Genomic DNA, 14,077 nt, shown 5'->3' with positions numbered 1-14,077 from the left:
AAATCAAATTCAAACCACGTCAGCTTCACCTTACCGTACTTAAGTACAGCCTACGGCTAGCTTCCTAGTTTGCTCTTTGGTTTTCATTGAGTATTAGAACATACATGGAGGTCGTTATGGACAATATCATCGATGTGTCAATTCCTGTTGCAGAAGTGGTGGACAAGCATCCAGAAGTCTTGGAAATCCTAGTGGAGCTTGGTTTTAAACCTCTAGCCAATCCCTTGATGCGCAACACCGTTGGGCGCAAAGTATCGCTCAAACAGGGTTCTAAGCTAGAAGGAACTCCTATGGACAAGATTGTTCGCACACTGGAAGCAAATGGCTACGAAGTGATTGGATTAGACTAATGGCAGATGAACGGATTCATATCCTACGGGATATTTTGTTAGAATTGCATAATGGTGCTTCTCCTGAGTCGGTTCAAGAGCGCTTTGATGCGACCTTTGCGGGTGTCTCAGCCATAGAGATTTCCCTCATGGAGCACGAGCTGATGAACTCAGACTCAGGTGTTACCTTTGAAGATGTCATGGAGCTCTGTGATGTCCATGCTAATCTTTTTAAAAATGCTGTTAAGGGTGTCGAAGTTGCAGATACTGAGCACCCAGGTCACCCAGTTCGGGTCTTCAAAGAAGAAAATCTGGCCCTCCGTGCGGCCTTGATTCGCATTCGGAGATTGTTAGATACTTATGAATCTATGGAAGACGAGGAAATGCTGGCGGAGATGCGTAAGGGTTTGGTGCGTCAGATGGGACTTGTAGGTCAATTTGATATCCATTACCAACGTAAAGAAGAACTCTTCTTTCCTATCATGGAGCGCTATGGACACGATTCACCTCCAAAAGTTATGTGGGGAGTGGATGATCAGATCAGGGAACTCTTTCAAACAGCCTTAGCGACAGCCAAGTCACTACCAGAAGTGTCGATTCGCAGTGTAAAAGAAGATTTTGAAGCTTTTGCGACAGAGTTTGAAAGTATGATTTTCAAGGAAGAGTCCATCCTTCTCATGATTCTCCTTGAGTCCTTTACTCAGGATGATTGGCTTCAGATTGCGGAGGAGAGCGATGCCTATGGCTATGCCATCATCCGTCCGTCTGAGAAATGGGTACCAGAAAGACAGAGCTTTGTTGAGGAAGATAGTGCAGGGGAGCCTGTACAGCTAGATACGGCAGAGGGGCAAGTTCAACAAGTTATCGATACGCCAGAAGGGCAGTTTACCATTACCTTTACCCCTAAGGAAAAGGAAGCAGTGCTGGACCGCCATAGTCAACAGGCTTTTGGGAATGGCTATCTTTCAGTCGAGCAGGCTAATCTCATCCTCAATCACCTCCCTATGGAGATTACCTTTGTCAATAAAGACGATATTTTCCAGTATTACAATGACAATACGCCGGCTGATGAGATGATTTTCAAACGGACGCCGTCCCAAGTTGGGCGCAATGTTGAACTTTGCCATCCGCCTAAGTATTTGGATAAGGTCAAGACCATCGTGAAGGGGCTTCGTGAGGGAAGCAAAGACAAGTATGAAATGTGGTTCAAGTCTGAGTCGCGAGGCAAGTTTGTCCACATCACCTACGCTGCAGTGCACGATGAAGAGGGAGAATTCCAAGGCGTGCTAGAATACGTTCAGGATATTCAGCCCTACCGTGAGATTGACACGGACTATTTTCGTGGACTAGAATAAGGAGAAAAAATGAGTTACGAACAAGAATTTATGAAGGAATTTGAAGCCTGGGTCAATACCCAGATCATGATCAACGACATGGCGCACAAGGAAAGCCAAAAAGTCTACGAAGAAGACCAAGACGAGCGTGCCAAAGATGCCATGATTCGCTACGAAAGTCGCTTGGATGCTTATCAGTTCTTGCTTGGTAAGTTTGAAAACTTCAAAGCAGGCAAGGGATTTCATGATATGCCAGAAGGCTTGTTTGGTGAGCGAAATTATTAAACGAGAAAGATTCTTGATTTTTCACCAAAATCTTGATAGAATATTTATATTAAATCCTTGTCAGAGCAGGGGTTTTTTATTGAAAGGATTTTATCATGTCAAAGAAACTCAATCGTAAAAAACAATTACGAAATAGCCTCCGTCGTGCAGGTGCTTTTTCGAGTACTGTGACTAAGGTTGTGGAAGAGACAAAAAAAGTCGTAAAACGTGCAGAGCAGTCAGCGAGCCAAGCTGGTAAGGCTGTTTCTAAAAAAGTTGAACAAGCAGTCGAAGCTAGTAAAGAGCAAGCTCAAAAAGTAGCCAATTCTGTAGAAGATTTTGCAGCAAACTTGGGTGGACTTCCACTTGACCGTGCCAAAACTTTCTATGATGAAGGAATCAAGTCTGCGTCAGATTTTAAAAACTGGACTGAAAAAGAACTCCTTGCCTTGAAAGGAATCGGACCAGCTACTATTAAGAAATTGAAAGAAAATGGCATCAAGTTCAAGTAATCTTTCTTGTGCCTTGCATTTCCGAAAAAATCTTGCTACAATAGAGCCATTAGAGGTGTTTTGAATCCCACATTTTACAGAAAGTGGCGGTGCTGAGAAGTCCACAAATGTGTCAAAACTAGTTGCTAATGGCTGAAAATGAAATAAAAGTGTCTTTTTGTTTTAAAGACGAGAGTTGCGGGCAACTGCCCGAAATTGGGTGGTACCGCGGATAAATACATTCGTCCCTGTCATGTAGATGGCAGGGATTTTCTTTTGCGTCTTAGTAAAAGGAGGTTGTTATGAAGCAATCTTTTAAAACAAGTAAACTCTACTATGGCTTTCCTATCTTCATTTTGGGGTATCAGGATCAGAATTTTGGACACAATATTACGACCTGTAGCTCCTCTTATAGTTTGGGGGATTGGCTAGTCATTGGTGTCGGTGCTGAGGAAAATGCGGCTGAGCAAATCAAGTATTACCAGAAGTTTACTGTGAATATTCCTGATGAAAATCTCATGCTCGAGATGGAGCAGGCTGGTTTTATCAGTCATCGAGAGAAATTGAAACACCTGGGGCTAGACTACGAGATTTCTAAACGGACTCAGGCACCTATTTTAGAGGCCTGTCCAGTCGTATTGGACTGTCAGGTAGATCGGATTATCGAGGAAGATGGAATCTGTCATATCTTTGCCAAGATTATCGAGCGACTTGCTGATCCAGATCTCTTGGATGAGAAAGGGCATTTTAAAAATGACCGTTTTTCACCGACTTACTTTATGGGGGATGGTCACCAGCGCGTTTATCGCTATTTAGATAACCGTGTTGACCCTATGGGGAGCTTCATAAAGAAAGCGAGGAAGAAGGATGTCAAGAGTTGAATTACCAGAACAATTAGAAACCGAACGACTCGTCCTACGAGTTCGTACAGTGGCAGATGCTGAGGATATCCATACCTACGCTAGTCTCCCAGAGGTCGCCTATCCAGCAGGCTTTCCGCCTGTCAAGACCTTGGAAGATGAGATTTATTATCTGGAGCATATTCTTCCAGAACGCAATCAAAAGGGAAATCTTCCAGCTGGCTATGGGATTGTCGTCAAAGGAACTGATAAAGTCATTGGTTCTGTTGACTTCAACTATCGCCATGGGGACGATGTGCTAGAGCTCGGCTATACCTTGCACCCAGACTATTGGGGCAGAGGCTATGTACCAGAAGCAGCGCGTGCTTTGCTTGACTTATCTTTTAGAGAGTTAGGTCTTCACAAGATTGAACTGACTTGCTTTGGTTACAATGTCCAAAGTCAACGAGGCGCAGAAAAACTTGGTTTTACCCTCGAAGCTCGTATCCGAGACCGTAAAGATGTTCAAGGAAATCGCTGTGACAGTCTGATATATGGTTTGCTGAGAAGTGAGTGGGAGGTAATTTGATGCATCTTTTCATCATTGGTGCTCCGGCGTCAGGAAAAATGACTATTGGTCAAGAGTTATCTCGACTGACAGATGCTACCCTCTTTTATAACCATCAAGCCATCGATTTTGCACTAGAAATCTATCAGGATTATACAGAGGAGATGTGGGAATTTGTTCGTGGAATTACCTTTTCTTTCCTTGGAGCAAGTGCAAGAAATCAGCGATCAGTAATTTTAACAGACGTAATTGATTTTTCAAATCAGTACCAGCTGCTGTATTTGAAGCAAATTCAGGATTTATTGGATAACTTTCATCAAGAGATTCTGTTTGTGGAGTTGGAAACAAGTCTTGAGGAGCGCTTACATCGAAATCGAACGGAGAATCGATTAAAGCACAAACCCTTAAAACGACATATTGAGGTATCTGAAAGAGAAATTTTAGAGACCGCTGAAACACTTCAATTAAATTCCCAACATCAACCGAATGAGTTGCACCACTACCTTAAAATAAATAATACGAATTTGTCTGCAGAAGAAGTTGCTAAGCAGATTCAAGATAAAATGAATACAATAGAGAAAGGACACACACATGTCTAAAGAACTTTCACCTAAATACAATCCAGCCGAAGTTGAGGCTGGTCGTTACCAAAAATGGCTTGATGCTGATGTTTTCAAGCCTTCAGGCGATAAAAAGGCTAAACCTTATTCCATCGTGATTCCACCGCCAAACGTAACTGGGAAACTTCACCTTGGTCACGCTTGGGATACAACCTTGCAAGATATCATCATCCGTCAAAAACGTATGCAAGGTTTTGACACCCTTTGGCTTCCTGGTATGGACCACGCTGGTATTGCCACTCAAGCTAAGGTTGAGGAGCGCTTGCGTGGAGAGGGCATTACGCGTTATGACCTAGGTCGTGAAAAATTCCTCGACAAGGTCTGGGAATGGAAAGACGAATATGCCACTACTATCAAGGAACAATGGGGCAAGATGGGGCTTTCTGTAGACTACTCTCGTGAGCGTTTCACTCTTGATGAAGGTTTGTCAAAAGCTGTTCGTAAGGTCTTTGTGGACCTTTACAAGAAAGGCTGGATCTACCGTGGTGAATTTATTATCAACTGGGACCCAGCAGCTCGCACAGCCCTTTCTGATATCGAAGTTATCCACAAGGACGTAGAAGGTGCCTTCTACCACATGAACTATATGCTGGAAGACGGTTCACGCGCCCTTGAAGTTGCGACAACTCGTCCTGAGACCATGTTTGGGGACGTTGCGGTTGCGGTCAATCCAGAAGATCCACGCTACAAGGACTTGATCGGAAAAAGCGTCATCCTTCCAATCGCTAATAAACTAATTCCAATCGTGGCCGACGAACACGCAGATCCTGAGTTTGGTACAGGTGTCGTGAAAATCACACCTGCTCACGATCCAAACGACTTCTTGGTTGGTCAACGTCATAACTTGCCACAAGTCAACGTCATGAACGACGACGGAACTATGAATGACTTGGCCTTCGAATTTGCAGGCATGGACCGTTTTGAAGCTCGTAAGGCAGTCGTTGCTAAGCTGGAAGAAATAGGTGCTCTTGTCAAAATCGAAAAACTTGTTCACAGTGTTGGCCACTCAGAACGTACAGGTGTCGTGGTTGAGCCACGCTTGTCTACTCAGTGGTTCGTCAAGATGGACCAATTGGCCAAAAATGCTATTGCCAACCAAGACACAGATGACAAGGTAGAATTCTACCCACCTCGTTTCAACGATACCTTCCTTCAATGGATGGAAAATGTTCACGACTGGGTAATCTCTCGTCAGCTCTGGTGGGGTCACCAAATCCCTGCTTGGTACAATGCTGAGGGTGAAATATATGTCGGCGAAGAAGCTCCAAAAGGTGACGGTTGGACTCAGGACGAAGATGTCTTGGATACGTGGTTCAGTTCGGCTCTTTGGCCATTCTCTACCATGGGCTGGCCGGATGTCGACTCAGAAGACTTCAAACGTTATTATCCAACATCAACTTTGGTGACTGGTTATGATATTATCCCGTTCTGGGTATCTCGAATGATTTTCCAAGGTTTGGAATTTACTGGCAAGTCGCCATTTAAAAATGCCTTGATTCATGGTCTCATTCGTGATGAGCAAGGACGCAAGATGTCGAAATCTCTCGGTAACGGGATTGATCCAATGGATGTTATTGATAAGTACGGAACAGATAGCCTTCGTTGGTTCCTTTCAAACGGTTCTGCACCAGGCCAAGATGTGCGCTTCTCTTACGAGAAAATGGATGCTTCATGGAACTTCATTAACAAAATCTGGAACATCTCTCGTTATATCCTCATGAATAATGAAGGTTTGACCCTTGAGCAAGCAACTGCCAATGTCGAAAAAGTGGTCAACAAGGAAGCTGGAAATGTCACAGACCGCTGGATTCTCCACAACCTCAACGAAACGATCGGAAAAGCTACTGCCAACTTTGACAAGTTTGAGTTTGGTGTGGCTGGACACATCCTCTACAATTTCATCTGGGATGAATTTGCGGACTGGTACGTTGAATTGACTAAGGAAGTCCTTTATAGCGAAAATGAAGAAGAGAAAGTTATCACACGTTCTGTTCTCCTTTACACTTTGGACAAGATCCTTCGTCTCCTTCACCCAATCATGCCATTCGTAACAGAGGAAATCTTTGGACAAATCTCAGAAGGCTCTATCGTGACAGCAGAATACCCAACTGTCAATCCAGCCTTTGAAGACCTTGCTGCTCACACTGGCGTGGAAAGCCTCAAAGACCTGATCCGTGCAGTACGTAATGCGCGTGCGGAAGTAAACGTTGCTCCAAGCAAGCCTATCACCATCCTTGTTAAGACAAGCGATAGCGACTTGGAAGCCTTCTTTAACAGCAATGTCAACTACATCAAACGCTTCACAAATCCAGAACACTTGGAAATCGCCTCAACCATCCCTGCACCTGAACTCGCTATGTCAAGCGTCATCACAGGAGCAGAAATCTACCTGCCACTCGCTGACCTCCTCAATGTTGAAGAAGAATTGGCTCGTCTCGACAAGGAACTGGCTAAATGGCAAAAAGAACTAGATATGGTCGGTAAGAAGCTCTCTAACGAACGCTTCGTAGCCAACGCCAAACCAGAAGTCGTCCAAAAAGAACGCGACAAACAAGCCGACTACCAAGCGAAATACGATGCGACAGTAGCACGTATTGATGAGATGAAGAAACTCGTTAAATAAACATAGAAACACGGTGATGAGCCGTGTTTTTTTGGTATAATTTGAAGAGAGAAAACTTATCTCGGAGGGTATATGTTTATTTTAATCGGAATTTTCTTATTTCTATTCTCTATTAATTCGTTTATTAATGGGTGGAGAAAACTGGACATAGTGATAGTAATTGGTTATTTGTATTTGTTGTGTAAACAATCAAGTAATTTAAGTTTTACATCAATGCGAAATTTAGATATTGCTCTTATCATTATATTACTGTTTTATTCTATATCGGATATTTTGTGGGGATTAAGAATTGTTGGATTAACCATACCTCTAGTTCGAAATATTATATTGAGGTACATTAATTTTAAGGATTATCTCGAATATAAAATTAGAATTCATATTCGAGATATAAGTGAAGTTATCTTGCTTTTATTGCTGATAACATTAGTCTATGTTCAAGAGTTTTTCAAAGTGCCCACAGTTTCGTTTCAAAATACCAATATCGTTGAGTTAATTAGTTTTGAAATTGGAGTATTTAGCCTGTATGGTATATACGTTGGTTTTCTTCAATTTTTAACGGAAAATGATAAGGCTTATTATCTAGGAGTAAGCAAGACTAAATTCATGCTAGATAAATCAATTTGGTCAAGATTCACTCGGGCAAAATTTTTCCATATCCTTTTATTCCTTACAGTTGCAATGCCTGTTTTAAGTGATTTTATTCATCAGACAAATTATCTTGAATATATTTGGCAAGCAAGTTCAGGAATAGTAGTCATTATTTATATCTATTTACTAAAACTGAATATAAGTGTTGCTTATAATGTTTTTAGGCTAAATGCTGAAGTGATTCATAAAAAAATTCAAAACCAAGATTCGTCATCGGCTGAGATGATAAAGAAATTGAGGGAATTGCGGAAAACAAGTGTTGATGAGGAAATTTCTATCTATCTTCAAAGAGAAATGAAGGAGTTATTTTGGAAAGTATATAAAAAACCAGATGAATATGTCGATAATTTTGTATCTGTCTTTCTAGAAAATCGGTTTTTATTAATTGATGTAGAGGAGCGTAATGATTTTGTATATTCTATCTTTCATGAAGAATACTGGGAAAATTATAACTTAGCTTACTCAATCGATGAATATTTAGAAAAGCTTTCATCTGAGCAAATTTCTGATTTCTATAACTTCTATAGAAAGTATTGCAAATATAAATGGGAATTTTTGAAGAAATTTCAGGATAATATTCTTTCGAATACATGGAAAGAACTAATTGAGCAGGATCTTGGAGTTTTCCAAAGTCTTGAGAAAAAGGATGATACATTTGAAATTTTACAAATCGAGAAACCTACGAGTCTCTATTTGGGACAATCAAGTGATTATGGGATCAAAGAATATTTATTTGAGACTCTTATTAACAATAAAGCTATCGAACTAAATGTAATAGTTGATAAATTGAAGAATGAATTACATTCTATTAAGAATTCCAAAGAAGAAAAAGAATTGCAAGATCAAAATGAAGATTTTTTACGTTTTAAATTAAATCAGCTATTCAAGCTATACGAGAAAGGAGAGAGAGAGTTTTCTCTTCCAGAATTTAAAAAGTTGTCTTATGAGTCTGATGGGAGAAAATATAATGATTTCTATAACAGTATGTTGTATTCAGAAATCTGTTTTAATTATTTAGATAGAAGAATAATTGGAACTTTCGTCCAAAACAAAATTACGGAAGCTGAGAGTGAAGAAGAAATAAAACAAAAAAGAAGGGCTGAAAAAATTCAAAACTTAATATTAAGTATGAATGAAGAATATCGATTAGCTTTTATGTTATATCGGTTAATTTACACCGACTATACACAATGGGATGATAACATTGAATTTTATGATGCTGAGATTAAAAAATTAATGAGTTGCGATGAAGAACAACAAAATTATCTTTTCTATCAAGCTAAAGAGATAATCTTAAGAACAAATATTAGCGATTGTATTACAGATGAAATTTTAGATAAATTATGGACAAAACGAAATGAAAAAATAACAGGTTTTTATTGGTTTAATCAGTTTGGTAGAAGGTATCAAATGTCAGAACTTAAAATTGTATATGTTCAATGGTTATTGTCAGGTAAAAAATTTTCATTCTCAAGCAGACTTAACTTTATATACGATTCATTCAGCTTTGGTAATGTAGTAAAAAGTGCGAAGAACAGTGAAAAATGTATAAAAGCCTCTGTTAATAAATTACATTGGAAACGTGTTAGCAATAAAAAGAAAATGGATAACTTTTGTAGAGAATATTTGCTTCTTACTGATAAGTTAGATTCAATTTTCACAAATGATTTTTATTCGTACAAGCAAACTGGTATACAATTATCAGTTGAATATCTTTTGAGGACAAATAAAGTTAACCTATCAAATGTAATAGAAGATTTATCAGTATCAAGTTTATTACGTCTAGAGCGGATATTAAGCTATAGGGGCTACCGTTATAATCGATATTTCAGCTATACTAGTAGAACAATTTTTGATGCTGTAACTTCTAATAGTTCATCTTATTGGTCCGGTGGAGAAGGAGTAGTAGAATTTTATATTCTCAAAACTATTGATAGTTTTTATCAAGATTTATATTTGGATAGTCAATTTATAGAAGGTCTTAAAGGGAAAATGATTTCTACTTTGAATTTTCAAAATATGATGCTTGATGAGTATGTTGAAGTAATCTCCCAAAAAGTTTCAATCATAGGCAGTGTTTCTAAGTTTCAAAAAGAAGAAATTATTCGTAAATTGAATGATTTGTTATACAATACTGAAACAAAGAGTAATCAGAGTAAGTTAGCTCATAAGAAAATATATAGATATAGGTAGCGATGCTAAATACCTCTTTTTAATTTATATAACAAACAGATAAATTTTCTTCTCTAGAAAAAGAAAGTATCAATCAGCTACATTTAGGTTGAAAAGTACAATATTTGATTATAGTTTACCTTTTTGAATGAAAATTATAAGTAAATGATTTATTCTTCTTATATTAGGAAAGTCAATATTTTATAAATCAGCTTACTACATAGTAAGCTCAGCCAATTCGTGCCCGTAACAACCCACCTCACGACACCATTGGCTGGGTAACAAAGAAATAAAAAGTCCTGTCACTTTCTTCCCCTTAACCTTTGACTATTCTGCAAAATTATCGTAAAATAAAGAGTAAATGATAAAATGAGGTCAGAGTCTGTTTACTCTGGCGATAGTAGTATAAATGAGGAGAAACGCTTTGGAATTAGAAGTATTTGCTGGGCAAGAAAAAAGTGAACTATCTATGATTGAGGTAGCGCGTGCTATCTTGGAACTTCGTGGTCGCGATCATGAGATGCATTTTAGCGATCTTGTAAACGAAATTCAAAACTACCTTGGAACATCAAACAGCGATATCCGCGAAGCCTTGCCTTTGTTCTACACAGAGTTGAACTTTGACGGTAGCTTCATCTCTCTTGGGGACAACAAATGGGGTCTTCGTTCATGGTATGGTGTGGACGAAATTGACGAAGAAATCATCGCTCTTGAAGAAAATGACGACGATGAAGTAGCACCAAAAGCTAAGAAAAAACGCGTCAATGCCTTCATGGATGGCGATTCAGATGCTATTGACTACAATGCAGATGATCCAGAAGACGAAGATGCATACGAAGCAGATCCAGCTCTTTCATACGATGATGAAAATCCAGATGATGAGAAAAATGAAGTGGAAGCTTACGATGCAGAAATCAACGAAATCGCTCCAGATGACTTGGGTGAAGATGTGGATCTCAACGAAGAAGACGACGAGTTTTCAGACGATGATTCTGAAAACACCGAGGAATAAAAGTTAGCTATTGACAATTTTCCTATTTTTAGGTATCATATTGTTCGGGCACCTCTTTTAGAGGTCGGGGCTCCCTAGTTATTAGGGAGCTATTTTTGTTTTTTCAAGAAGTTATCTTCTTGTATTTTATACTCAATGAAAATCAAAGAGCAAACTAGGAAGCTAGCCGCAGGCTGTACTTGCGTACGGCAAGGCGACGTTGACGCGGTTTGAAGAGATTTTCGAAGAGTATTTGTTGTGAATCTGGTGCAGTAGTCCCAGATTATTCTTATTAGTAGGGTCTTGTTTTCTATGTCCCCTTGTAGTTGACAAGACCTTGAGCATTTTAGAAAGAGGAATCTATGTCTACGAAATATATTTTTGTAACTGGTGGTGTGGTATCGTCTATTGGGAAAGGGATTGTGGCAGCGAGTCTGGGCCGTCTCTTGAAAAATCGTGGTCTCAAAGTAACCATTCAAAAGTTTGACCCTTATATCAATATTGATCCGGGAACTATGAGTCCTTACCAGCACGGGGAAGTTTTTGTGACAGATGACGGAGCTGAGACAGATTTGGACTTGGGTCACTATGAACGTTTCATCGATATCAATCTTAACAAATATTCCAACGTGACAACTGGTAAAATTTACAGTGAAGTTCTTCGTAAGGAACGCCGTGGAGAATACCTTGGGGCAACTGTTCAGGTTATTCCTCATATCACAGATGCTTTGAAAGAAAAAATCAAGCGTGCCGCTCTAACGACCGACTCTGATGTCATTATCACAGAGGTCGGCGGAACTGTTGGGGATATCGAGTCCTTGCCATTCCTAGAGGCCCTTCGTCAGATGAAGGCAGATGTGGGTGCGGATAATGTCATGTATATCCATACAACCTTGCTGCCATACCTCAAGGCTGCTGGTGAAATGAAGACCAAACCAACTCAACACTCTGTAAAAGAATTGCGTGGACTGGGAATTCAACCAAATATGTTGGTTATTCGTACAGAAGAGCCAGCTGGTCAGGGCATTAAAAATAAACTAGCACAGTTCTGTGACGTAGCACCAGAAGCCGTTATCGAATCGTTGGATGTTGAACACCTTTACCAAATTCCATTGAACTTGCAGGCTCAAGGTATGGATCAAATTGTCTGTGACCACCTGAAACTAGACGCACCAGTAGCAGATATGACAGAATGGTCAGCCATGGTGGACAAGGTCATGAACCTCAAGAAACAAGTTAAGATTTCCCTTGTTGGTAAGTATGTGGAGTTGCAAGACGCCTACATCTCAGTGGTTGAAGCCTTGAAACACTCTGGTTATGCCAACGACGCAGAAGTTAAGATAAATTGGATTAATGCCAATGATGTGACAGCAGAGAATGTTGCAGAGCTTTTGTCTGATGCTGACGGAATCATCGTACCAGGAGGTTTTGGCCAACGTGGTACTGAAGGGAAAATCCAAGCTATCCGCTATGCGCGTGAGAATGATGTTCCAATGTTGGGAGTCTGCTTGGGAATGCAGTTGACATGTATCGAATTTGCTCGTCACGTTTTGGGTCTTGAAGGTGCCAATTCTGCAGAGCTTGCACCAGAAACAAAATACCCTATCATTGATATCATGCGTGATCAGATTGATGTTGAGGATATGGGGGGAACCCTTCGCTTGGGGCTTTATCCGTCTAAGTTGAAACGTGGCTCAAAGGCAGCGGCTGCTTATCACAATCAAGAAGTGGTGCAACGCCGTCACCGTCACCGTTATGAGTTTAACAACGCCTTCCGTGAGCAGTTTGAGGCAGCAGGCTTTGTCTTCTCAGGAGTTTCTCCAGATAATCGTTTGGTCGAAATTGTGGAAATTCCTGAAAATAAATTCTTTGTAGCATGTCAGTATCACCCTGAACTATCAAGCCGTCCAAACCGTCCAGAAGAACTCTACACTGCCTTTGTCACTGCAGCAGTTGAGAACAGCAATTAGTAAAATCAGAACCTTTGAGACCAATCTCAGAGGTTTTTTGCTTGCATATTTAGGATAAGATTTGCAAAATAAAAATATAGTGATATAATTAACATAACAACACCTAAGGAGGATCTACAATGAAAAAAATCACATTATTTGGTTTGTCTCTAGCTGGTCTAGCTTTACTGGCTTTTCCACATTCAGGGCAGGCATTTGAGCTTAAAGAAGAATGGGTTGTTAAGTGTGGAGTGCAGTATCAAGATGGCAAGATTCTTCGGTTTAACAATGGTCATGAAGTGGATATAAAAGTCTTGGATTTGCCAAAAACCGAGAAAATCGAGTGGACGGTTAGTCTCGATGGTCAAGATCAAACTGTCAATTTCCTAGGTCAAGAAAAGGACAAGTCTATGATGGGCGTAGAGGGGCGTTACCTGAATTTCTATGTTCCATATGGCTATAGAGGAGATATCAAGGTAGAAGCTAAGAGCGGAAATGAAGTAAAGACCTGGTCAACGAAAGTTGTGGATGATATTCATAATGATAGTGGAAAGAGAGGTTACTATCGTATTGAAGAATCAAATGATCAATACACCTACCTCGATGCTAAATGGGATTATCAAACCAAGACTTACACTGCCACCCTACCAGAGACTGTCAATGGTCAAAAAGTCTTTGCTTGGGCAGACTATGACAATGGTGAGTTGAAACTTGAAAAACAAAAGTCTATTAGTCATAAATATGATGGAGGATCTTTCAAAGAACTTTATCCAATTGTAAAAGCAGAAAGTTGGCTAAAATCAAATCAAAACTGGTACTATCAAAAACAAGGTCAATTAGTGCAGAAGGATTGGGTTTATGACAATGGAACTTGGTACTTTATGAATGATAAAGGGGTCATGTTCAATCAAACTTGGCTTTATCAAGGTAGCAACTGGTATGCCTTTAAATCATCAGGAGCCATGATTGCGAGTGACTGGCTTTACGACCAAGGCAAGTGGTACTATTTATCAACCTCAGGAGCCATGAAAGCAAGCACTTGGCTTTATGACAAGGGAGAATGGTATTATGTAAGTTCTTCTGGTGCCATGATTGCGAATGATTGGGTCAAAGACAATGGTAAGTGGTATTATCTAGCTTCATCAGGTAAGATGCTTCGCAATACCTACACACCTGATGGTTACTACGTTGGTAACTCAGGCGCCTGGCAATAAGAATCATACTCTTCGAAAATCTCTTCAAACCACGT

12 protein-coding genes are annotated in these 14,077 nt (G+C 40.0%); all 12 read left to right on the top strand.

From position 1 onward, the window contains the following. Positions 1-116: 116 nt before the first annotated feature. The 12 genes from HMPREF2701_RS00485 (at position 117) to HMPREF2701_RS00430 (ending at position 14,042) form a co-directional block, all read left to right on the top strand. Positions 117-350 (top strand): DUF1858 domain-containing protein, encoded by a 234-nt coding sequence (locus HMPREF2701_RS00485; protein ID WP_000368739.1) that lies wholly within the window; start codon positions 117-119, stop codon positions 348-350. Continuing rightward, positions 350-1,684, top strand: a complete 1,335-nt coding sequence (locus HMPREF2701_RS00480) for a DUF438 domain-containing protein (protein ID WP_070481781.1) — start codon at positions 350-352, stop codon at positions 1,682-1,684. The genes HMPREF2701_RS00485 and HMPREF2701_RS00480 overlap by 1 nt, the downstream gene beginning before the upstream one ends. Before the next feature lie 9 nt (positions 1,685-1,693). Then, entirely contained in the window at positions 1,694-1,948 is a 255-nt protein-coding gene (locus HMPREF2701_RS00475) for a DUF1912 family protein (RefSeq protein ID WP_070481779.1), read from the top strand. A 95-nt stretch (positions 1,949-2,043) separates the two neighbouring features. After that, positions 2,044-2,439: a helix-hairpin-helix domain-containing protein gene (locus HMPREF2701_RS00470; protein ID WP_070481777.1), complete on the top strand. Its 396-nt coding sequence runs from the start codon at positions 2,044-2,046 to the stop codon at positions 2,437-2,439. A gap of 281 nt (positions 2,440-2,720) precedes the next feature. Beyond that, entirely contained in the window at positions 2,721-3,299 is a 579-nt protein-coding gene (locus HMPREF2701_RS00465; protein ID WP_070481775.1) for a flavin reductase family protein, read from the top strand. Continuing rightward, the gene (locus HMPREF2701_RS00460) at positions 3,286-3,846 is read left to right on the top strand and encodes a GNAT family N-acetyltransferase (protein ID WP_070481773.1); all 561 of its coding nucleotides are present in this window, start codon (positions 3,286-3,288) and stop codon (positions 3,844-3,846) included. Before HMPREF2701_RS00465 ends, HMPREF2701_RS00460 begins: the two co-directional genes overlap by 14 nt. Further along, positions 3,846-4,424, top strand: a complete 579-nt coding sequence (locus tag HMPREF2701_RS00455) for a DEAD/DEAH box helicase family protein (RefSeq protein WP_070481772.1) — start codon at positions 3,846-3,848, stop codon at positions 4,422-4,424. Before HMPREF2701_RS00460 ends, HMPREF2701_RS00455 begins: the two co-directional genes overlap by 1 nt. Further along, positions 4,417-7,068: a valine--tRNA ligase gene (locus HMPREF2701_RS00450; protein WP_070481770.1), complete on the top strand. Its 2,652-nt coding sequence runs from the start codon at positions 4,417-4,419 to the stop codon at positions 7,066-7,068. The genes HMPREF2701_RS00455 and HMPREF2701_RS00450 overlap by 8 nt, the downstream gene beginning before the upstream one ends. Before the next feature lie 72 nt (positions 7,069-7,140). Further along, entirely contained in the window at positions 7,141-9,909 is a 2,769-nt protein-coding gene (locus HMPREF2701_RS11365; protein WP_061590197.1) for a hypothetical protein, read from the top strand. 403 nt (positions 9,910-10,312) lie between these two features. Then, positions 10,313-10,900, top strand: a complete 588-nt coding sequence (gene rpoE / locus HMPREF2701_RS00440) for a DNA-directed RNA polymerase subunit delta (RefSeq protein ID WP_045612819.1) — start codon at positions 10,313-10,315, stop codon at positions 10,898-10,900. 341 nt (positions 10,901-11,241) lie between these two features. Continuing rightward, positions 11,242-12,849 carry a CTP synthase gene (locus HMPREF2701_RS00435; RefSeq protein ID WP_000105246.1) on the top strand — a complete coding sequence of 536 codons (1,608 nt, stop codon included), beginning with the start codon at positions 11,242-11,244 and terminating at the stop codon, positions 12,847-12,849. A gap of 119 nt (positions 12,850-12,968) precedes the next feature. Continuing rightward, positions 12,969-14,042 carry an N-acetylmuramoyl-L-alanine amidase family protein gene (locus HMPREF2701_RS00430; RefSeq protein ID WP_061590196.1) on the top strand — a complete coding sequence of 358 codons (1,074 nt, stop codon included), beginning with the start codon at positions 12,969-12,971 and terminating at the stop codon, positions 14,040-14,042. Positions 14,043-14,077: the final 35 nt, after the last annotated feature.

Source organism: Streptococcus sp. HMSC077D04, from assembly GCF_001808785.1.
Classification (GTDB): Bacteria; Bacillota; Bacilli; order Lactobacillales; family Streptococcaceae; genus Streptococcus; species Streptococcus mitis_BX.
The sequence above is the reverse complement of the archived record's forward strand: the minus strand, read 5'-3'. Positions and strand labels throughout refer to the sequence as shown.

Coding starts and splice junctions, on each gene's coding strand:
- HMPREF2701_RS00485 (WP_000368739.1), top strand. CDS start 117: ATGGACAATATCATCGATGTGTCAATTCCTGTTGCAGAAGTGGTGGAC.
- HMPREF2701_RS00480 (WP_070481781.1), top strand. CDS start 350: ATGGCAGATGAACGGATTCATATCCTACGGGATATTTTGTTAGAATTG.
- HMPREF2701_RS00475 (WP_070481779.1), top strand. CDS start 1,694: ATGAGTTACGAACAAGAATTTATGAAGGAATTTGAAGCCTGGGTCAAT.
- HMPREF2701_RS00470 (WP_070481777.1), top strand. CDS start 2,044: ATGTCAAAGAAACTCAATCGTAAAAAACAATTACGAAATAGCCTCCGT.
- HMPREF2701_RS00465 (WP_070481775.1), top strand. CDS start 2,721: ATGAAGCAATCTTTTAAAACAAGTAAACTCTACTATGGCTTTCCTATC.
- HMPREF2701_RS00460 (WP_070481773.1), top strand. CDS start 3,286: ATGTCAAGAGTTGAATTACCAGAACAATTAGAAACCGAACGACTCGTC.
- HMPREF2701_RS00455 (WP_070481772.1), top strand. CDS start 3,846: ATGCATCTTTTCATCATTGGTGCTCCGGCGTCAGGAAAAATGACTATT.
- HMPREF2701_RS00450 (WP_070481770.1), top strand. CDS start 4,417: ATGTCTAAAGAACTTTCACCTAAATACAATCCAGCCGAAGTTGAGGCT.
- HMPREF2701_RS11365 (WP_061590197.1), top strand. CDS start 7,141: ATGTTTATTTTAATCGGAATTTTCTTATTTCTATTCTCTATTAATTCG.
- HMPREF2701_RS00435 (WP_000105246.1), top strand. CDS start 11,242: ATGTCTACGAAATATATTTTTGTAACTGGTGGTGTGGTATCGTCTATT.
- HMPREF2701_RS00430 (WP_061590196.1), top strand. CDS start 12,969: ATGAAAAAAATCACATTATTTGGTTTGTCTCTAGCTGGTCTAGCTTTA.